This is a genomic window from Ectobacillus sp. OTK, assembly GCF_059698935.1.
In genome coordinates, this window is record NZ_AP048547.1 from 4,967,501 (window position 1) to 4,987,097 (window position 19,597).

Consider the following 19,597-nt stretch of genomic DNA (forward strand, 5'->3'; position numbering starts at 1 on the left):
ACTCTTGGAAGTCTACGTTGTTGTCCGCGTGAGATCCACCGTTGATGATGTTCATCATTGGAGTTGGAAGCTGCTTCGCGTTGAAACCGCCAAGGTAACGGTATAATGGAAGACCTACTAGGTCAGCCGCTGCATGAGCAACCGCCATAGATACACCTAGGATTGCATTTGCGCCTAGCTTGCCTTTGTTTGGCGTACCGTCTAATTCGATCATTGCACGGTCAATTGCTACTTGGTCTGTTACGTCAAGACCAACGATTTCAGGAGCGATTACTTCATTTACGTTTTCAACTGCTTTTAAAACACCTTTTCCAAGGTAACGGGATTTGTCACCATCGCGAAGCTCTACTGCTTCGTATTCACCTGTAGAAGCACCGCTTGGCACTAATGCGCGTCCGAACGCACCAGATTCTGTATATACTTCTACCTCTACAGTAGGGTTACCGCGGGAGTCTAATACTTCACGTGCATAAACATCAGTAATGAATGGCATATGTTTTCTCTCCTTTTATTGTGTAATTAATGTTTTTCCTGTCATTTCCTTCGGCTGTTCTAAGCCTAAAAGAGTTAGCATCGTTGGAGCAATATCACCTAAGATACCGCCTTCGCGAAGCTGAACGCCTTCTTTTGTAACGATAAACGGAACTGGATTCGTCGTATGAGCTGTCATCGGTTGACCCTCTGGTGTTAATTCCTCATCAGCATTTCCATGGTCAGCCGTGATAATTGCTGTACCGCCTTTTGCAAGAATAGCCTCGACTACCTTCCCTAAGCATTCATCCGTTGCTTCAACCGCTTTAATTGTCGGTTCCAACATACCGGAGTGACCAACCATGTCGCAGTTTGCAAAGTTTAAAATGATAGCGTCATGCTTGTCCGCTTCAATTTCCGTTACTAACGCATCAGTTACTTCGTAAATACTCATTTCCGGCTTCAAGTCATATGTTGCAACCTTTGGAGAATTGATTAGAATACGCTCTTCACCAGGGAATTCAGCTTCACGTCCTCCACTAAAGAAGAAAGTAACATGCGGATATTTTTCAGTTTCGGCAATACGAAGCTGCTTTAATCCTGCTTGTGAAATTACTTCTCCTAATGTGTTATCAAGGTTTGTCGGCTTAAATGCTACATAGCCGCCAACAGTTTCACTGAATTGTGTCATACAAACAAACTCCGGAATATGCGGCACTTTGCTGCCACGGTCGAATTCGCGGAAGTCGTCATTTGTAAACACGCGCGCAATTTGAATTGCGCGATCTGGACGGAAGTTGTAGAAAATGATTGCATCATCATCGCCAATTGTCGCAACCGGCGTTTCATCTTCACGAACGATTACAGATGGCAATACGAATTCATCATAAATGCCGTTTGCATAGGAATCTTCTACGCACTCGTACGCATCCTTGTATGTTGGACCTTCACCGTATACCATGGCGCGGTAGCACTTCTCAACACGATCCCAGCGCTTGTCGCGGTCCATGGAATAGTAGCGGCCAGATACTGTCGCGAACTGTCCGACTCCTGTTTCTTCTATCACTTTGTATGTTTGCTCAATGTATCCTTTTGCTGTTTGCGGACCGACGTCTCGGCCGTCTAAGAATGCATGGATATACACATTCTTAATTCCTTCTTTCGCCGCTAAACGAAGAAGTGCAAACATATGATTAATATGGCTATGTACGCCACCGTCAGAAAGTAAGCCAAACAAGTGAAGATTTGAGCCTTTTTGCTTTACATGATTCATCGCGTTCACGAACGTTTCATTCCGATCAAATTCACCTTCACGAATTGCAACGTTTACGCGTGTTAAGCTTTGATACACGATACGGCCGGCACCGATATTTAAGTGACCAACCTCAGAATTTCCCATTTGTCCTTCCGGCAGACCGACCGCTTCTCCGGATGCTGTTAATGTCGTATGCGGATATTGCTCCCAATATCGGTCAAAGTTCGGCTTGTTTGCTTGTGCAATTGCGTTACCGTATGTTTCTTCACGTAACGCAAAACCGTCTAAAATAATTAGAGCTGTTGGTTGCTTTGCCATTACTTCACTGCCTCCAAAAGCCCTAAGAAGGATGCAGGCTCTAAGCTTGCGCCGCCGACTAACGCGCCATCGATATCAGGCTGCGCCATGTAGTCAGCAATATTTTCAGGCTTTACGCTTCCGCCGTATTGAATACGAACCGCTGCTGCAGCATCGGCAGAAAATGCTTCTGCTACAACCTTGCGGATATGCGCACATACTTCGTTTGCATCCTGCGCGGAGGAGGATTTTCCTGTTCCGATTGCCCAGATTGGTTCATACGCGATAACAGTTGCCTTTACTTGCTCTTCTGTTAATCCAGCTAATGCTTGCTTTACTTGATTTGCTACAAGGTCAAATGTTTTGCCGCTTTCGCGCTCTTCTAATGTTTCACCGCAGCAGACAATTGGTGTTAAACCATTTGCAAACGCTGCTAATGTTTTCTTATTTACTGTCTCATCCGTTTCCGCAAACATTTCACGGCGCTCGGAGTGTCCAAGCACAACATAGCTTACTTTCAAGTCAGCAAGCGCTACTGGGCTGATCTCGCCTGTGAACGCGCCGCTGTTTGCAAAGTGCATGTTTTGTGCGCCAACTTTTAGCTCGGAGCCTTCCGTTGCTGCTACAAGACGCTCTAGGAATAGAGCTGGAGAGCAAACAACAGCATCAACCGCTGAAGAAGAAGGAATTTGTCCCTTTACTTCCTCCACGAAGCTCACTGCCTCGCCTAATGTTTTATGCATTTTCCAGTTTCCTGCAATAATAGGTTTACGCATTCGGTACACCGTCCTTTATTCGAGTGTAGCTCTTACGGCTTATTCGTTCCATATTTTGATATCTCAAGGTAGTCAGCCTTCTGCCAAAGAGGGCCTCTCACCAATGGCAGACATGCTGCTACGCAGTGAAAATCCATACTTAATAGAAGCAAAACAAGCCGTGTCCGCTTTTCTTACTTATCGTTTAGACGTACAACGCCTGGAAGCTCTTTGCCTTCCATGAATTCAAGAGATGCGCCGCCGCCTGTAGAGATGTGGCTCATTTTGTCAGCTAAGCCGAATTTTTCAACCGCTGCTGCAGAGTCACCGCCGCCGATTACAGAGTATGTATTCGGAGATTCAGCAAGAGCTTCTGCTACCGCTCTTGTTCCCTTTGCGAATGTTTCCATTTCAAACACACCCATAGGTCCGTTCCAAATGACAAGCTTTGAGTTACGAATCACATCTGCGTAGATTTCACGCGTTTTCGGACCGATGTCCATTCCTTCCCAGTCGCTAGGAATCGCATCAACAGCTACCTCTTGTGTGTTCGCATCGTTGGAAAAATCGTCTCCTACTACAACATCAACAGGTACATAGAAGTTTACACCTTTTTGCTTTGCAATTTCCATGAATTCCTTTGCAAGATCGATTTTGTCTTCTTCTAGCAAGGATTTGCCGATGTCATGGCCCTGCGCTTTAATAAACGTATACGCAAGTCCACCGCCGATAATAAGATTGTCTACTTTATCAAGCAGGTTGCGAATTACGCCAATCTTGTCTCTTACCTTCGCACCGCCGATGATTGCTGTAAATGGACGATCTGGGTTAGACAACGCTTTTCCTAATACTTCGATTTCTTTTTCCATCAAAAAGCCGGATACAGCTGGGATGTAATCCGCGATTCCTGCTGTGGAAGCGTGCGCACGGTGCGCTGCGCCGAACGCATCGTTTACATACAAGTCAGCCAATGCTGCAAACTCTTTTGCAAGCGCCGGATCATTCTTTTCTTCACCCGCATAAAAACGAACGTTCTCAAGAAGAAGAACATCTCCTTCGCTCATGCCAGCAACTGCTTCCTGTACAGCAGGACCATACGCCTCATCCGTTTTGATGACGTTTTTACCAAGCAGCTCGCCTAAGCGCTTTGCTACCGGTGTTAAACGTAACTCTTCTACTACTTGTCCTTTTGGACGACCAAAATGGCTTGCCAAAATGACCTTTGCTCCGTTATCTGCTAAATACTGAATAGTAGGAAGAGCTGCGCGAATGCGCGTTTCATCTGTGATGACACCATCTTGCATTGGCACGTTGAAGTCTACGCGGCAAAATACGCGTTTTCCTTTTACATCGACATCGCGAATCGATTTCTTGTTCATTTGGATTTCCCTCCGTCATAAATGGATTGACAAAACCCACTCCAAAGCTTACCACAATTTAGGGGAAATTTAAACTTCAGGTAAAGAGATTTTGTCATTGGCGCATGTTAATTATATGTAAAGAGAAGGGGAGAGGGCATATTGCCTCTCCCCCCTTTCCTTTTTATATAACGATCGAATTAAAGACCTTTAGATGCAATATAGTCAACAAGGTCTACAACACGGTTAGAGTAGCCTGTTTCGTTATCGTACCAAGAAAGAACTTTTACCATGTTTCCGTCTACTACCATTGTAGAAAGAGCATCGATAGAAGAAGATGCTGTAGAACCGTTGTAGTCGCGAGATACTAGCGGCTCATCGCTGTATACAAGAATTCCTTTTAATGGACCTTCAGCAGCTGCTTTTAATGCCGCATTTACTTCTTCTGCTGTTACTTCCTTGTCAAGCTCAGCAACTAAGTCAACAAGAGATACGTTTGGAGTTGGAACGCGAACTGCACCACCGTTTAATTTTCCTTTCAACTCAGGAAGAACAAGACCGATTGCTTTTGCAGCGCCTGTAGAAGAAGGAATCATGTTTTCAGCAGCTGCACGCGCACGACGCCAGTCTTTGTGTGGTAAGTCTAGAATTTGTTGGTCATTTGTATAAGAGTGAACTGTTGTCATCATACCGCGACGGATTCCGAATTGCTCATGAAGAACCTTTGCAAATGGAGCCAAGCAGTTTGTTGTACAAGATGCGTTAGAGATTACGTTGTGGTTAGCCGCATCGTATTTGTCTTCGTTTACGCCCATAACGATTGTGATATCTTCGTTGCTTGCAGGAGCGGAGATAACAACTTTCTTTACAGAACCGCCTAAATGCTTCTCAGCGTCCGCTTTGTTTGTGAAACGGCCTGTAGATTCTACAACAACCTCTACGCCGTAGTCGCTCCAAGGTAATTGAGCAGGGTCGCGCTCAGCAAGGATTTTGATTTCTTTTCCGTTTACAACGATGCTGTTGCCAGCTGCAGAGATTTCTGCTTGCAATGTACCGTGTACAGAATCATATTTCAATAAGTGAGCCAATGTTGCTGCATCTGTTAAATCGTTGATTGCTACGATTTCTACATTGTCATTTTTAAGAGCCGCACGGAATACGTTACGACCAATACGTCCAAAACCATTAATACCAACTTTAACTGCCATGTTAACTTCCTCCTCAATGTATGGGTGAAATATATGGTTAAGAGCTAATGCCCTTAAGTAACTCTCTTGCTGCGCCTTCATCTGTTACCAATATCGAGGTATGTCCCTGCCCGATAACAGCCTGAATGGCTTTTGCCTTTGATGCGCCTCCCGCTACAGCAATAACGTGGGAAACATTCTGCAAATCCTCAAGCTGCATGCCGATTGTTCGCACCTTGTGTACAACCTCTCCTTGCTCGTTGAAGTAATACCCGAAGGCCTCGCCCACTGCATGCCCTGTTATAATCGTATCCCACTCGGCATCGGATGTACTTCGTCTCCGTGCCATTGTAACAGCATCCCCAATTCCATGGATGACAATGCTGGAAGATTTAATAAGGTCTAGAATTTCTTTTACAGAAGGCTCAGTTACGATGGAAGCGTACACTTCGCTGCTTACTTGATCGGGTACATATAAGAGACGGTAATTGCTATTTGTATGCTGCGCCATTTTCGCGCAAATCGTATTCGCCTCATTTTCAACGCTTTCCCCAATGCCGCCTCGTGCTGGCACGAACAGAGTATGTAAGTTCTTACAATCTAGCTGCATCATGTCTGCAACAGCCGCAAGCGTGGTTCCTCCGGTTACGGCAACGATATTATTCACGGTCAAACGTTCCTTTATACAGGACACGCACGCGCGGCCCATTTCCCGCTTAACCCATGGTGAATCGTCGCTATTGCCGGCTACAACGAAAACGTCCTCCAACTTTAATGTTTCCTTAAGCTTTTCTTCTAAAACCTTCAGACCCGAAATTTCTCTCATAAAGTCTTCGAGAGCAACAATGAGATCCGTTCCTTCTTCTGTCAAAGTCATACCAGAAGATGCAATTTCAATCAGGTTCTGTTCCTTCAAAGCTTGAACTTCACTTCGTAAGACCCGTTCTGTCATGCCGAGACTTGCAGATAAATTCCTTCGGCCAATCGGCTGCATGAGCCGTATGTACTGCAAAATTTGCATCCGCGTTTGCATAACAGGTAGCAGATCAGGCAATAATTTTTGTGCATGTTGAATCCATGAATTCATGTCCTTTTCCTCGCAATACTCGCCCTTTGCTTACTGGTCAATTCACGTCCCACAGTGACGTATTATGTCCCACATGCTGTAAAAAAAAGAATTCCTGCTACGTTTATTATTGTAACAGGAGGATCACATTTATTCAACACCTGAAAATTTTATTAAGCGCTTTCTTATCATATCTTTCTGAATAATTCCATATTGTACTTCTTTTCCGTCAATTTCTACGACAGGAATCATAATCTGATATCTTTCAAGCAAAGCATCATCCTTATAAATATCCACTTCTTCTATTTGAAATGAAAACTCCTGCTGCAGATCCTGTAAAATTTCCTTGGCATTATCACAAAGACAGCAATTCTCTTTCGAATACAACACTACTTTCATTCGTCACACACCTATCCAATCGTCTTTCGAAGCGAAGATGAAGGAATATGCAGCTGTTCTCGATACTTCGCTACCGTTCTCCTTGATACTAAAATATCATATTTTTGTGCGAGTAAATCACAAATCTTTTGATCAGAAAGCGGCTTTTTCTTATTCTCTTCATCTACAAGCGTCTGAATGAGCCCTTTTACCCGCTTAGATGAAATCCCGTCTTCTCCCGCTGATACAGAATTACTGAAGAAATATTTCATTTCCATCAAACCGTACGGAGTTTGTACGTACTTGCCGCGCGTCGCCCGACTAATCGTCGACTCGTGAAGCCCAAGCTCCTCAGCAACCTCCTTTAGCTGCAGCGGCCTTAAAAAAAGCGGACCATGAAAAAAGAATTGGCGCTGCCTATCAACAATTACATCCATCACCTGAAGTATTGTCCGTTTACGTTGCTCCAAACTGCGTACAAGCCATTGCAGCTGCTGATGCTTCTCGGATATGTAAGAGGCCACCTCTTGCTCCGCTTCTCGCAGCAACGCGCTGTACTGCGCATGCACCTCAATTTTCGGCATATGCTCCTCATTTAATTGAATCACAAGCCGATCATTATTCTTTGTCACACTTAAATCAGGTACAATGTAAAATGGCTTTTCTGTTGAAAACGCCAGCCCCGGTTTTGGTTGGAGCGCTAATACACATTGCATTGCCTCCTGCAAATCCTCCACCTTACATTTTAAAACTTGAGCCAACTGTCTCCAATCCTTTTTCGCAAGCAGATCAAAATGGCTTTCAATCATACACTCAGCCATTGCATTCCTGTTTTGTAAGCGCTTTAACTGGATTGTGAGACACTCCTGCAGCGTTCGTGCACCGACCCCTGCCGGCTCCAGCTTCTGTACAAGCTGTATGCTATTCTCGATTTCTTCTACAGAAACAGACAGCCATTGCGCCAGCTCATCTGCAGCTTCTTGCAAATACCCATTTTCATCAATATTAGAGATAACAAAAGCAGCAATTCGTTTCTCAGCAGAGCTTAATTTCCAATCATGAAGCTGCTCAAGCAAATGCTGCTGAATGCTTACAGAAACATCTCCGTAAATTTCAATGCTATTCGCTGTTTGTCTATGAGTTTTTCTTCGTTTTTCACGATCAAAACTCTTCAATTCAATAAGAGGATTATCAAGCGATTGTTCATATAAAAATTCCGTTAATTCCTGTGCGTTATATTGCAGCATCGCAATTGCTTGTCTTAATTCTTGTGTCATCGCCAAACGCATTGTTTGTTCCTGTAAAAGACCTACCTTCACTTCCATCTCCCCCTTGTCTTCTATTGTACAATATATTTTCAAAAATGAACTGTAAAAAATCCCTCTACAAAACTGATTATTTTATTCTTATTAAGGAGGAAAAAGAAATACGACAAAAATATAGGAAAAAACGCAATAGATGTAACAAAAAAGGATGTACCGCAGCTATCATATCCTAAAAATACAAACAGTCCTAAAATATGAGATTTTAGAGCATTGTCCGCATCTATATTTCGTCTTTAGGTGAATTCTCATTATTAGATACCATACAGAATTCTCGTTTTTGACAGCCAGGCAAAAGTTTTTTCGAGCAGTAGCGCATACTATCCGTGGAGGTGATAAACATGGGAAACAACCAAGACCCACATGTAAAAAAGAAAAAACACGCTGATGGTCAGTATCAGGAGCAAACTGCTGTTGTTAATACAGAAGGTTATTTCGCTCCGAAAAAGTCCAATACTGAAACTCTTAATGCCGTAAAAAGCCAATAACAAAAAGCCACCCGCAAGGGGGCTGTTGACAAAAGGGAGGGAGCGCTTTGCGCGCCCCCCTTTTTATATGTTTCCTTTCAGGTTTCTCTATTTCACACCTATTTTTATTGACCAACTCCTTCTACGAAAGGGCATTGACCATTCGTTTAAGGTTTAAAGCCAACGCTGAAAAGAGTCAAGTGACCTGACCTTTGCGTCTCTTATATGTACCATGCATTAAACACGCGCTTCTTCCTCTGTATGTATATGTATATGTATATCGAACAACTCCTCAACAGTCATATCCAGGGCTCTTGAAAGCTTTATGAGATCCCTGATATCAAAGCCAATGGATCGGTCAAAGCGGTGAATAACCGCTAAACTTACCCCCGTCAAAAATTCTAGTTCTACGCTATCAATCCCCCGTTCCTTTAAAATAGCAGCTAATCTCGGTTTTACTATCACCTTCTCACACAAACGAACCCCCTCCTATATTTTTCCTTTCTTTTATATATTCGGGGTTATTTTGACGATACCTATGTCTCAACGGTCTATTTTCAAAAATTTACCGCAGAAACAATTCTTCGGAAATTAAAAAGACTGCCCGAGAGATGGCAGCCTTATGTTCGATAAATTATTGTAGCTGATAGTACGACCAGTTCCGCAAAACGTTATCTCTTCCTGCATCAGCTATCGCCTATAGATAACATTCGAAAACGCTTAGGGCCGATCCGTATGGTAGCGCTGGGAAGGTATCGCCACCTTTATAGTTAGTCGGATGGAACGTACCAGTAACGATTTGGTCTGAGTCCGGCAGAAATGGTGCAAAGTCGTCAAATGCCAATGCTACATTAACGAGATTCCCACCGCCTCCTGCATCTGACATGAGAATAACGCTCTGTCCTTGTGGCCCGACAAGCAAGATATCAATATCATCTGGAAAGGTATGGTTCATATCCCTCAGTGTTGCCGTCACCTGAGTAATGGTACCAGGCGCGCCTAAAGCCTTCTGTGATAAACTGTTGACTCGCGATGGTTATAGCACCCTCAGTGCTAACCCTTCTGCGCTGGAGATAAAGCCGGTAACGTCTTTACGATGTTTTACATACGTTTTTTAGACAACAAAAAACCCCCGTTCTGAATATTTTTCAGACGAGGGTTCTCACCGACAGATTTATTCATTTTCGACCTGCGAACCATATGATGCGCAGGGACTTGTACGTGTACGAGTATGAAATCAACATAGCCCGCTTTACTTTGTTTCCGTCCTTTCACGGCATTCCCACAACGCTATGAGCGTCACAAACACTGTTACATCAAGCTAGGACGCGCTCGGAGGGACTCGAACCCCCGCAAGACGTGGTACCGGAAACCACCGCTCTATCCGACTGAGCTACGAGCGCATATTACATCGTATCAAATACGATAAAATCAACGTTTAGCCTCCGTCTTGTTTCGACTTATTCTAATCGAAAAATTGACGTAGGGCACTAACACATAAAACTAGGTGCCCGAAATGTTACATACGCTATTATAACGTTTCTTGTTGTATCGCGCAAGCCTAAAAAACAATGTATTCTTTACAATAGTTCTATATTTTTCCGATTTTATTAAATTAACTCATAACAATTTACACACTAATTTATTATAGAGGAGATTGAATCAATCTCCCCTATAGTAATTATAACTGTAGTTCTGAAAAACAAAGTAAAATCAAATAACTTGTTTCCCTCTTACATACATCTCATCAGCTTCTTTAATTGGCAAGTTACCGAACACATATACTGTAGAGGTGGAACGCAAAGTACGACCTCTTCCAATAGCTTGATGCAACTCAGATTCAATGAGGTAAAACTGTATTTCCCTGAGCAGAGGATCTTCATAGCTCATGAAATCAAATTGGAATCCATTTCTTTTAACTTGCATCCTTTCTATACCCCCATCTGAGCTTGAGTGACAAGCAGCCGCGAATAGCTTATACGCATATTCGTTAACATGATACATTCCTAAAAAGAAAGCAGCCCCTCTGGACTGCTTGTTTACATAAAATCTGTTTATGAAATTAATTTTAGTTGAATTATTTATTTCAGTTCCTTTTTAGAAACTGTCAATTGTTTCAAAATTTGTTCCATTGCAGACTTGTAATTTACCTATAGCTACATTAAAAAAAACAGCTCCTGCTGTAGTAGCATCACAATTAAATGGAGGGGCAGCAGATCGTGGGAACTGAATAAAATCCTCATTAACTTGCAAGTTACCATTAATTGTTAAATCGCCATTTAAAGTATCTGATGTATCTGAACGCAGAAACTGAGTGGAATCAAGCCCGTCTAAAAGATCCGCATTTTCGCAAAACTGACAATTTTGAGGAGGGGGCATAGGACAAGGCTTATAACGATTACGAGGATAATGAGGATAATAAGGATAATAACAGCTGAACTGTTTTCGATTTTTTGAGGACAAAAATAATCAAACACCTTTCTTTACATATTTATTATATTTAATGTAAAGTAGGGGATTTTTGCTTGTATGTTTGTCCATGCTTGTCCAATATAAAATAGACAGGGATGAATACCCTGGTTGGATAACTAGCAGATGGAGGAAAATCTAGGAAACGCAGGCAGACTTCACCCCTAATCACAAAGATAGCTAATATATCGCTGCGAATAAGAGGAAAAGCACATACTAGCGTCAGTCGTTGACTGAGGTTTCCGAATATGTCCCTTCCGACTTTAGGCTTTCGCCCATATCGTCTTTCTACATTGCAGCATGCCCCCTAACCCGCATGAGTGCATTAATACTGCCAACATTACGCAAAAAATTTGTAGCAAAGGTATAACGCAAGCTACTCATAGCGATACATACGCTTTCGTATAAGGTCTTTGTCTACTTGCCCTCCTTCCTGTGTCAGAAAGACGTGTGTGGCGCCTGTAAAGTACTCTCTACTTCCATCTATGAGTTCCTTTAGTTCTTCAGCAACCTTTTCTTTTCGTTCTGTGCAAGAGGTATGTCGCATAAAAAATATTCACTTTAATTTAATGTTAAGATTCAAAGAACAAAATACATAAGTAAGCATATCTTTGACTAAAAGGAGATAGATAGGGCAATGATGAGAAGTGTTCCAAAAAGAAGGTAATTTTTCTTTTACAGCGAATACAGAAAGTACGGTCTAATTGTTTCAGCTGAAATAAATGAAACATAAGTGATTTTATTTGACCTTTCTTGACCATACTTGTATCATAAAAAGTAAGTTCTAAAAAAGGAGGAATACATAATGAATTTAATTCCTACAGTTATTGAGCAAACAAATCGCGGTGAACGCGCATATGACATTTACTCCCGTCTTTTAAAGGACCGTATCATTATGCTCGGAAGCGGAATTGACGACAATGTTGCAAACTCCATCGTTGCACAGCTCCTGTTCTTGGAAGCGCAAGATCCTGAGAAGGACATCCATCTATACATCAACAGCCCGGGCGGTTCGATTACAGCCGGCATGGCGATTTATGACACAATGCAATTTATTAAGCCGCAGGTTTCTACAATTTGCATGGGTATGGCTGCCTCTATGGGTGCATTCCTGCTAGCGGCAGGCGCAAAAGGTAAACGCTTTGCTCTTCCTAACAGCGAAGTAATGATTCACCAACCGCTTGGCGGCGCACAAGGGCAAGCAACAGAAATCGAAATCGCAGCAAAACGCATTCTTTTCTTGCGTGACAAATTAAACACAATTTTAGCTGAAAGAACGGGCCAACCGCTTGAAGTTATTGAACGCGATACAGAACGCGATAACTTTATGACTGCTGAGAAAGCGAAGGAATATGGTCTCATCGATCAAATTATTGCTGAGCGTAAATAATGTAAAAAACAAGCAATCGATAGTCGGTTGCTTGTTTTTTTATTTATGGAGAAAGTCTCCTCTCATTGTTTTTTAGAAGTGCTAGCTCTTCCTCTGTTTTGGCTATTTTAAGCAAATGTAAGTCAAGTCTCCTTTGCATATGGAAGGAAGTCGACTCTTGCTGACCCTCAATACGCTCAAGAACTTCCTTAATATCGGTTAAATCTATTTGATTCACTGCCACCCTGTGCTCGATGCTATCCATTTTTTCAAGTCTGGCTAAGCGGGATTCGATTTGATCTAATCTATCGTTTAACCCCTTCTTGAGGTCTTCTAAAAAGAAAAAGACATCCTGAGTATTTTTCTCCATACCCTTATCTCCCTTCTTATATTACCTACTATTGTAACATTTGAAACAATCATTTATCTGTTACAATATATCGAAGCTACAACCGCTAAAACGACGAAGATTTCAGAAAAGCAAACATAAGCTGCAGGAGTTAAACGGCACATGAGCACCTATACATGCTTATTTCCATAGGAAACGCGAACATGGTCTGCCTTTTACACGGAAGCTAGACAATATTTATGTAATAAAAAAGAAAAAGCTCACGGAAATCATAAGCTTTTTCTTGATCCTTCTTTATCTCGATTCTCTTTTTGTTATCCTTCTTTTTGTACATATTTTACGAGTGCGTCCAATGCTTCTACCTCATCAGATCCCTCTGTCACAATGGTAATCGTAGTATTGGCACTCACAGCTAGGCTCATTAAACCCATAATGCTTTTTGCATTTACTTTCTTTCCGTCTTTTTCAATAAAGACATCTGATTGAAAGCGGTTTGCTTCCTGAACAAATAATGCAGCTGGACGAGCCTGCAATCCGGATTTTAATAAAACCTCTACTTGTTTCTGAACCAATTCTGTCTCCCCCTTTTATTCATTTCTTTATATTTCACCAGCCCGCAGCTTCTCAGCAATCTCATCTATCTTACGTAAACGGTGGTTAATACCTGATTTACTGATTTTTCCGCCCGATACCATCTCTCCGAGCTCTTTCAAGGTCACGTCCTGAAAATTCACTCGCAGCTCAGCAATTTCACGGAGTTTTCCAGGAAGAAAATCTAGTCCGACAGTACGGTCAATGTAACGAATGTTTTCAATCTGACGCAACGCAGCACCAATCGTTTTATTGAGATTTGCCGTCTCACAATTCACAAGACGGTTCACGGAATTACGCATATCGCGCACGATCCGAATATCTTCGAAACGGAGCAGCGCATTGTGTGCACCGATAATATTCAGGAATTCTGTAATTTTTTCTGCTTCCTTTAAGTACGTAATATAACCTTTTTTTCTTTCCAACGTCTTGCTATTTAACTCAAACTCGTTCATGAGTTCACATATCGCATCGTTATGCTCCTTGTATAGGGAAAAGATTTCGAGGTGATAAGAAGATGTCTCCGGGTTGTTAACCGATCCTCCCGCCAAAAATGCGCCGCGCAAATAGGAACGCTTGCAGCATTTCTTTTTAATAAGCTCCTTTGAGATATTATGAATGAGGGTAAAATCGTTGTGGATAATACGCAAATCTTCCAAAACCTCTTTCGTCTTTTCGACAAGGCGGACGATATAGACATTATTTTTCTTCAGACGCATTTTCTTTCGAACAAGCAATTCCACCGTTACTTCATAGCTTTTTTTCAAGAGTGTATAAATACGGCGAGCAATGGCTGCATTTTCTGTTTGAATATCAATCACAAAGTGTCGATTGGAAAACGAAAGCGATCCGTTCATGCGAATTAACGCTGATAGCTCCGCCTTCACACAGCAGCTCTTACTTTCTAAATTTGTTAATTCTTTTTTTGTTTCGGATGCAAAGGACACCTCATTTACCTCCTGCCTCTTATGAGTTGCACACGAGAGACAGCGATGCATACTATAGCAGCGAACATAAAATAGATGCAAGCTTTAACGTATGATGACGAATAACATCATCATCATACCTCACGAGCTCCGCTTCAATAATGTCAATTCCAAGCTGCTGCAGACGCTCGCCGTCACATAAAACCGGCGTTGATAATTCCTGCTTATATTTTTCAAGCAATTTTTTTGGGATTTCTCCATTATTTACAATGATTGTGTCCACAAAATTTGTGCCGAGGTGGTCATGCAGCGCCTGAACATGGTCAGCTGCAGTATATCCCAGTGTTTCCCCTGCCTGTGTCATGACATTGCATACATATACCTTTTTTGCTTTCGCTTTCACTACCGCCTGCCCAATCTTTCGAACAAGCAGATTTGGCAAAATACTTGTATATAAGCTGCCAGGACCAAATACGATTAAGTCTGCTCTCCGTATTTCATTCAATGTTTCGTTAAGCGGCTCAACATCCTCTGGCGTTAAAAACACACGCTGAATACGTTTTCCAAAATACGGGATTTTCGATTCGCCTGTTACAATTTGGCCATCCTCAAGCTCCGCATGCAGGACGGTACTCTGGTTTGCCGCAGGAAGCACACGGCCGCGTACATTAAGTACCTTGCTCATTTCTGTAATTGCATGAAAAAAATCGCCCGTAATTGAAATCATGCCAGCTAGCAGCAAATTGCCAAGCGCATGGCCAGACAAACCATCCCCAGTCTTAAACCGATGCTGAAATAGCGCTTCCACAAGCGGCTCAACATCCGACAGTGCAACAAGTACATTACGCACATCGCCAGGCGGCGGAATCTCCAGCTCATCACGAAGACGCCCAGAGCTTCCCCCGTCATCTGCCACCGTGACAATAGCCGTAATATCGACCGGATACTTTTTTAAACCTCTCAACAGAACAGATAGTCCCGTACCTCCGCCTATAATTACAATTTTCGGCTTTCTCTGTCTCTCCATCTGCTAATGTCCCTTTCTCTTTTCCACATCGCGGTGAGACACATGCGTTTTATAATCATCACCCAATTTTTTCGCAATGTATTCAGCAAGCGTGACGGAACGGTGCTGTCCTCCGGTACAACCAATCGCGACAACAAGCTGGCTTTTTCCTTCTCTTTTATAATGCGGCAACATAAAGGAAAGTAAATCAGTTAACTTTTCTAAAAACTTATGCGTTTCATTAAACTTGAGAACATAAGAGGACACTTCTTCATCAAGTCCTGTTAACGGCTTCATATTAGGAATATAGTACGGATTTGGCAGAAAACGCACATCGAACACAAGGTCTGCATCAATAGGAATACCATACTTGAAACCGAATGACATGACGTTTACACGAAATGTATGCTGATCGTTTGTAGAAAATAGCTCTACAATTTTTTCACGCAGCTCCTTCGGCTTTAAATCAGATGTATCTAGTACCAAATTAGAACGTGCCTTCATGTCAACTAATAATTCACGCTCTATCTCAATCCCCCTTAATGGGAGACCTGTAGGAGCAAGAGGATGCGACCGTCTCGTTTCCTTATAACGTGATACAAGGGTACTATCCTTTGCCTCAAGAAATAAAATGTTTGGGATAATCCATGTGCGTTCTGTTAAGTCATCGAGAGCTTCCCATAAGTGGTCAAAAAACTCGCGGCCGCGTAAATCCACACCAAGCGCTACCTTATCCATTTTATTAGCCGCTTCGCTCATAAGCTCCACAAATTTCGGAAGGAGTGCAGGCGGCAAATTGTCTACACAAAAGTACCCTAAATCTTCAAAGCTTTGCAGTGCTACTGTTTTTCCTGCACCAGACATACCTGTAATAATAACCATCTTAATGTCATTTTGCTGTTGCATAGCCGATTCCCTCCTTTTTAGACTTAACTAGGGTCTAAACGATATGACAGCAGTTCAAAATCAGGCGTATATACAAATGTTCCATAAATCATGCCGCTTCCTTGAAGTAAGTAATCTATAATATGATAATCACCCGGAGCCATCGGCAAGGAGTCAATATCAGCTAACGGGTGCCACTGCAGAATTCCTTCTTCGCTTTGCGGCTTATTCCCGCCCGTAAAGTCAGTAGCAAGAAAGGAAAACATCATCCACTCTGAGACAACCTTATCGTTCTCTTTGATAACAAATGTGAAAACACCCTTTAAAGAAGGATTCTTTAAATAGATGCCAGTTTCCTCCCTGTATTCACGCACGACAGCTTCGCGAACTGTTTCACCGCGCTCCATCTTTCCGCCGGGCGCCACCCACCAGTTACGGCGCGGCTTCTGCAACAAAAGTATTTGATTGTCTTTTAATAATACACAGTTCGCTACTCTTTGCAAACTCATTCACCTCAGTTATATAAACGGCAAACTACACCGCTTTCTGCCTATGCTTATGTTCCATTATACTATCAATTCCAGTTTGTCACAATGAATGGACGAGACGTGATGAGAATAAGTAAAAAATACAAAAACAATTATAGAGGAATCGAAAGCACTCTGCTCGATATTTGCTTTACCACTCATTTCCAGGCAAGCTTCCTGCTGATTGCAAAAAAAGAGCATAAGCCTCATTGCCTATGCTCTACATATGATAAAAATAAGTGGGGGGTACTTGCTACGTATACTATACCCCACTTATATTGCGTTACTGTTACAACAAAATGAAAGAATAATTACTAATTTATTACTATTTCGCGACTTTTAATTCTTCCTTTAGCTCTTCAATATAATGCTGAGCTGCCTGCGCTGCAATACTTCCATCGCCTGTTGCCGTTACGATCTGACGAAGCGCCTTTTCACGCACGTCTCCCGCCGCAAAAATACCAGGCACACGCGTTTCCATATGGTCATTTGTTTCGATATATCCATTTTCATTCGTAATGCCTAGCGCTTCAAACGGCTTAGAGAGCGGCAGCATTCCAATATAAATGAACACACCATCCGTCTTGAACTCTTGCTCCGCTCCTGTGTTAACATCTGTTAACGTAAGGCTTCCGACCTTTCCGCCTTCTTCATTGATTTCCTTCACTGTATGATTCCAAATAAAGGATATTTTTTCATTCGCAAAAGCGCGGTCCTGCAAAATCTTTTGTGCACGCAGCTTGTCGCGGCGATGTACGATTGTAACCTTCGTTGCAAAGCGAGTTAAATACACACCTTCCTCAACAGCAGAGTCTCCGCCGCCGACAACAACGAGCTCTTTTCCTTTAAAGAATGCGCCGTCGCACACTGCACAATAGGATACACCGCGGCCTCCCAGCTCTTTTTCACCAGGAACACCGATTTTTTTATACTCTGCACCGCTTGTGATGATAACTGCACGTGCCTTGTATTCCTTCTTGCCTGCGATAACCGTCTTATATTCCTTACCATCGATGATTTCCTTCACATCACCGTAGCCATACTCCGCACCGAACTTTTTCGCATGCTCGAACATTTTGTTTGACAGCTCCGGTCCTAAAATATGGTCATAGCCAGGATAGTTTTCTACTTCCTCTGTGTTAGCCATTTGCCCGCCCGGAATACCGCGTTCAATCATTAATGTAGACAAATTCGCCCGGGACGTATAAAGTGCGGCAGTCATCCCCGCTGGTCCAGCCCCGATAATAATAACATCATAAATCTTTTCTTCAGCCACTTTGCTCACTCCTTATTCCGCATCAAGTTCATACGCTTCTTCTATATTCTTCATTCACAGGTTCATTATACTGTCTCAGCGTGTCTTTTTTCTACTGATTTGCCTCCCTAAAAACCTGCTTTAACACCTGAACATATTTGCGGACAGTTGATACTGACACATTATATATATCTCCAATTTCCGCTTGTGTCATGTTTTTCTTTTGATCGCTGCGCACAATATACTCAACAGCAGCTGACCAAGCAAATGCATTAGACAGCCTTGTACTGCTTTCATGCATATGCAAAAACGTGTAAAACCAAAACTGTAAGCATTCTTCAGTTAACTCATCGTCTTTTCGTGTATAGTTGTATAAAACATCCGCAATCCGTGCGCACTTATCAAATATTTCCATCTCTCTATCTATTGTTTGGCCAGCTGTCTTCAAAAAGAAATAATGTGCCCAGTCAGAGAGAATCCCAAATTCAGAGGATAATTGTGCAATACGTAGAAAAACATCCGCCTTTTCCTTCGTTTGCAGCTCATTCATTAAATAAAGGGCCAGCATTTTCCCTTGCATCGTTTCCTCTTCTTCAAACGAATACTTCAGCTGCATAAGCAAAGCTTGCTGATGGGGACCGTCCTCCGTAAAATCAACGGCTCTCCAAGGCTCCTTGCCTTCCCTTTCCGGATAGAGGTCAACTACCTGCTTCCATGCCTGCTCTGCCATATGCTCATCGCCAATCATATAAGAGGAATATGCAAGCCAGTAATAGTAGCTAACATCTCCTTCATAACCACGGCGTCTTAGTAACTTCAACCATTTATAAGCAAGCTCAAAACGCCCAATTGTAGCAAACGTTGTGCCCAATTTAAAGCGATGTTCTGTTAAAATCGGGTATACAAGCTCTAATCCTCTTGCCAACTCCTCAACCTGCTTCTGTCGGCCAATTGCATAAAAGAAAATAACATTGTTACATAAAGCATGCAAGTTCCCTGGATTTTTTTCCAATACTTCCTCACAAATTCGAAGCGCTTCTTCAATATCCCCGAGCTGAAAGCGAACAATTGCTAAATTGTTATAAGCAGCCCAAAATTCTGGATATAAAGCGATAATCTCCTGTAAAACCGCAGTAGCTTCCTCCAGTCTTCCATTGCGGATATGCCCGTTTGCTTCTTCCTGCATGAGAATGAGCTCATCTTCGTCCTCGAACTCTTCTCCTCCTTCTTCCTCAGCAATCAAATCAAGTAAATCCAGCGCTTCCTCAACGAATTCTTCCTCTTCTGCCGTCTCCAAATAACGCTGGGCGTATTTCTTTGCCTGCTGAAACAATCCAAGGTATGCATAATTATTTGCCATAAAATAATGGCATTCCTTCACAGAAGCGTCCGCCCGCAAAACAGCGGAGAAAATTTGATTAGACTCATGATACTCCCCAACCTCGGATAAGGTGATAGCCAACTGACATAAAATAAACGGCTCCTTTTTCACATTCGCCGCTCTCTTTAAATATTTAACCGCCGCTTGCAGATCATTGCGCCGATATGCTTTCATGCCTCTTTCATAAAAAAATTCGGCAGATTGATGGAAGGCAACAACTTGTCCCTTCGCTTCTCGCATTCTTTGATTTTTCCCCATAAAACCTCCACTTTTCTCTTTGTTC

Annotated in this window: 21 protein-coding genes and 1 tRNA gene (1 of these 22 only partly in view); 2 read left to right on the forward strand and 20 right to left on the reverse strand. The window is 42.5% G+C overall.

The genetic code is table 11. From position 1 onward, the window contains the following. From eno to rpoN, 8 genes are all read right to left on the reverse strand, one after another. A protein-coding gene (gene eno / locus AC6HZ4_RS24690) for a phosphopyruvate hydratase (RefSeq protein ID WP_497492506.1) crosses the window boundary here: on the reverse strand, positions 1-493 show its 5' portion. The gene continues 803 nt to the left of window position 1, outside the view; 493 of the gene's 1,296 nt are visible here — the first part of the coding sequence; its start codon is at positions 491-493; its stop codon lies beyond the left edge, outside the window. 15 nt (positions 494-508) lie between these two features. Then, positions 509-2,044, reverse strand: a complete 1,536-nt coding sequence (gene gpmI / locus AC6HZ4_RS24695; protein ID WP_497492507.1) for a 2,3-bisphosphoglycerate-independent phosphoglycerate mutase — start codon at positions 2,042-2,044, stop codon at positions 509-511. Next, a complete protein-coding gene (gene tpiA / locus AC6HZ4_RS24700) occupies positions 2,044-2,799 on the reverse strand; it encodes a triose-phosphate isomerase (RefSeq protein ID WP_497492508.1) in 756 nt (251 codons plus the stop codon). The genes gpmI and tpiA overlap by 1 nt, the downstream gene beginning before the upstream one ends. Before the next feature lie 173 nt (positions 2,800-2,972). Further along, the gene (locus AC6HZ4_RS24705; protein ID WP_497492509.1) at positions 2,973-4,157 is read right to left on the reverse strand and encodes a phosphoglycerate kinase; all 1,185 of its coding nucleotides are present in this window, start codon (positions 4,155-4,157) and stop codon (positions 2,973-2,975) included. A gap of 179 nt (positions 4,158-4,336) precedes the next feature. Further along, positions 4,337-5,344 (reverse strand): type I glyceraldehyde-3-phosphate dehydrogenase, encoded by a 1,008-nt coding sequence (gene gap / locus AC6HZ4_RS24710; RefSeq protein WP_497492510.1) that lies wholly within the window; start codon positions 5,342-5,344, stop codon positions 4,337-4,339. Between the two features lie 37 nt (positions 5,345-5,381). After that, a complete protein-coding gene (locus tag AC6HZ4_RS24715; protein ID WP_497492511.1) occupies positions 5,382-6,410 on the reverse strand; it encodes a sugar-binding transcriptional regulator in 1,029 nt (342 codons plus the stop codon). 129 nt (positions 6,411-6,539) lie between these two features. Beyond that, a complete protein-coding gene (locus AC6HZ4_RS24720) occupies positions 6,540-6,788 on the reverse strand; it encodes a glutaredoxin family protein (RefSeq protein ID WP_497492512.1) in 249 nt (82 codons plus the stop codon). An 11-nt stretch (positions 6,789-6,799) separates the two neighbouring features. Beyond that, complete coding sequence (gene rpoN, locus AC6HZ4_RS24725; protein WP_497492513.1) at positions 6,800-8,086, reverse strand: RNA polymerase factor sigma-54; 1,287 nt, start codon at positions 8,084-8,086, stop codon at positions 6,800-6,802. A gap of 344 nt (positions 8,087-8,430) precedes the next feature. On the opposite strand from rpoN, the gene AC6HZ4_RS24730 reads away from it, so the two are divergent. Next, complete coding sequence (locus tag AC6HZ4_RS24730) at positions 8,431-8,577, forward strand: hypothetical protein (protein WP_497492515.1); 147 nt, start codon at positions 8,431-8,433, stop codon at positions 8,575-8,577. Positions 8,578-8,793: 216 nt separating this feature from the next. Here AC6HZ4_RS24730 and AC6HZ4_RS24735 read toward each other — a convergent pair whose 3' ends face one another. The 4 genes from AC6HZ4_RS24735 to AC6HZ4_RS24750 form a co-directional block, all read right to left on the reverse strand. Further along, positions 8,794-9,033, reverse strand: a complete 240-nt coding sequence (locus AC6HZ4_RS24735) for a helix-turn-helix domain-containing protein (RefSeq protein ID WP_497492516.1) — start codon at positions 9,031-9,033, stop codon at positions 8,794-8,796. Between the two features lie 850 nt (positions 9,034-9,883). Next, a tRNA-Arg gene (locus AC6HZ4_RS24740) sits at positions 9,884-9,959 on the reverse strand. Positions 9,960-10,269: 310 nt separating this feature from the next. Beyond that, entirely contained in the window at positions 10,270-10,482 is a 213-nt protein-coding gene (locus AC6HZ4_RS24745; RefSeq protein WP_497492517.1) for a hypothetical protein, read from the reverse strand. Between the two features lie 171 nt (positions 10,483-10,653). After that, positions 10,654-11,019: a hypothetical protein gene (locus AC6HZ4_RS24750; RefSeq protein ID WP_497492518.1), complete on the reverse strand. Its 366-nt coding sequence runs from the start codon at positions 11,017-11,019 to the stop codon at positions 10,654-10,656. Between the two features lie 811 nt (positions 11,020-11,830). Between AC6HZ4_RS24750 and clpP the strand changes: the two genes are divergently transcribed. Beyond that, the gene (clpP, locus tag AC6HZ4_RS24755; RefSeq protein ID WP_497492519.1) at positions 11,831-12,415 is read left to right on the forward strand and encodes an ATP-dependent Clp endopeptidase proteolytic subunit ClpP; all 585 of its coding nucleotides are present in this window, start codon (positions 11,831-11,833) and stop codon (positions 12,413-12,415) included. A 43-nt stretch (positions 12,416-12,458) separates the two neighbouring features. Here the strand turns inward: clpP and AC6HZ4_RS24760 are convergent, their stop codons facing one another. From AC6HZ4_RS24760 to AC6HZ4_RS24795, 8 genes are all read right to left on the reverse strand, one after another. Further along, a complete protein-coding gene (locus tag AC6HZ4_RS24760) occupies positions 12,459-12,764 on the reverse strand; it encodes a hypothetical protein (RefSeq protein WP_497492520.1) in 306 nt (101 codons plus the stop codon). A gap of 293 nt (positions 12,765-13,057) precedes the next feature. Then, positions 13,058-13,315: an HPr family phosphocarrier protein gene (locus AC6HZ4_RS24765; protein WP_497492521.1), complete on the reverse strand. Its 258-nt coding sequence runs from the start codon at positions 13,313-13,315 to the stop codon at positions 13,058-13,060. A gap of 27 nt (positions 13,316-13,342) precedes the next feature. Beyond that, the gene (gene whiA, locus AC6HZ4_RS24770; protein ID WP_497492523.1) at positions 13,343-14,281 is read right to left on the reverse strand and encodes a DNA-binding protein WhiA; all 939 of its coding nucleotides are present in this window, start codon (positions 14,279-14,281) and stop codon (positions 13,343-13,345) included. Positions 14,282-14,333: 52 nt separating this feature from the next. Then, on the reverse strand, positions 14,334-15,287 hold the full coding sequence (locus tag AC6HZ4_RS24775) for a gluconeogenesis factor YvcK family protein (RefSeq protein ID WP_497492524.1): 954 nt from the start codon (positions 15,285-15,287) through the stop codon (positions 14,334-14,336). Between the two features lie 3 nt (positions 15,288-15,290). Beyond that, positions 15,291-16,172: an RNase adapter RapZ gene (gene rapZ / locus AC6HZ4_RS24780; protein WP_497492525.1), complete on the reverse strand. Its 882-nt coding sequence runs from the start codon at positions 16,170-16,172 to the stop codon at positions 15,291-15,293. Between the two features lie 23 nt (positions 16,173-16,195). After that, on the reverse strand, positions 16,196-16,654 hold the full coding sequence (locus AC6HZ4_RS24785; protein WP_497492527.1) for an NUDIX hydrolase: 459 nt from the start codon (positions 16,652-16,654) through the stop codon (positions 16,196-16,198). 349 nt (positions 16,655-17,003) lie between these two features. Beyond that, positions 17,004-17,954 (reverse strand): thioredoxin-disulfide reductase, encoded by a 951-nt coding sequence (trxB, locus tag AC6HZ4_RS24790; RefSeq protein ID WP_497492528.1) that lies wholly within the window; start codon positions 17,952-17,954, stop codon positions 17,004-17,006. Between the two features lie 91 nt (positions 17,955-18,045). Continuing rightward, positions 18,046-19,572, reverse strand: coding sequence for a tetratricopeptide repeat protein (locus AC6HZ4_RS24795; protein ID WP_497492529.1), 1,527 nt, complete (start codon positions 19,570-19,572; stop codon positions 18,046-18,048). Between the last annotated feature and the right edge of the window lie 25 nt (positions 19,573-19,597).

Excerpts from the sequence above, each read along its gene's own strand:
- gpmI (WP_497492507.1), bottom strand. The coding sequence starts at position 2,044 with ATGGCAAAGCAACCAACAGCTCTAATTATTTTAGACGGTTTTGCGTTA.
- tpiA (WP_497492508.1), bottom strand. The coding sequence starts at position 2,799 with ATGCGTAAACCTATTATTGCAGGAAACTGGAAAATGCATAAAACATTA.
- AC6HZ4_RS24705 (WP_497492509.1), bottom strand. The coding sequence starts at position 4,157 with ATGAACAAGAAATCGATTCGCGATGTCGATGTAAAAGGAAAACGCGTA.
- gap (WP_497492510.1), bottom strand. The coding sequence starts at position 5,344 with ATGGCAGTTAAAGTTGGTATTAATGGTTTTGGACGTATTGGTCGTAAC.
- AC6HZ4_RS24715 (WP_497492511.1), bottom strand. The coding sequence starts at position 6,410 with ATGAATTCATGGATTCAACATGCACAAAAATTATTGCCTGATCTGCTA.
- AC6HZ4_RS24720 (WP_497492512.1), bottom strand. The coding sequence starts at position 6,788 with ATGAAAGTAGTGTTGTATTCGAAAGAGAATTGCTGTCTTTGTGATAAT.
- AC6HZ4_RS24730 (WP_497492515.1), top strand. The coding sequence starts at position 8,431 with ATGGGAAACAACCAAGACCCACATGTAAAAAAGAAAAAACACGCTGAT.
- AC6HZ4_RS24745 (WP_497492517.1), bottom strand. The coding sequence starts at position 10,482 with ATGCAAGTTAAAAGAAATGGATTCCAATTTGATTTCATGAGCTATGAA.
- clpP (WP_497492519.1), top strand. The coding sequence starts at position 11,831 with ATGAATTTAATTCCTACAGTTATTGAGCAAACAAATCGCGGTGAACGC.
- AC6HZ4_RS24760 (WP_497492520.1), bottom strand. The coding sequence starts at position 12,764 with ATGGAGAAAAATACTCAGGATGTCTTTTTCTTTTTAGAAGACCTCAAG.
- AC6HZ4_RS24775 (WP_497492524.1), bottom strand. The coding sequence starts at position 15,287 with ATGGAGAGACAGAGAAAGCCGAAAATTGTAATTATAGGCGGAGGTACG.
- rapZ (WP_497492525.1), bottom strand. The coding sequence starts at position 16,172 with ATGCAACAGCAAAATGACATTAAGATGGTTATTATTACAGGTATGTCT.
- AC6HZ4_RS24795 (WP_497492529.1), bottom strand. The coding sequence starts at position 19,572 with ATGGGGAAAAATCAAAGAATGCGAGAAGCGAAGGGACAAGTTGTTGCC.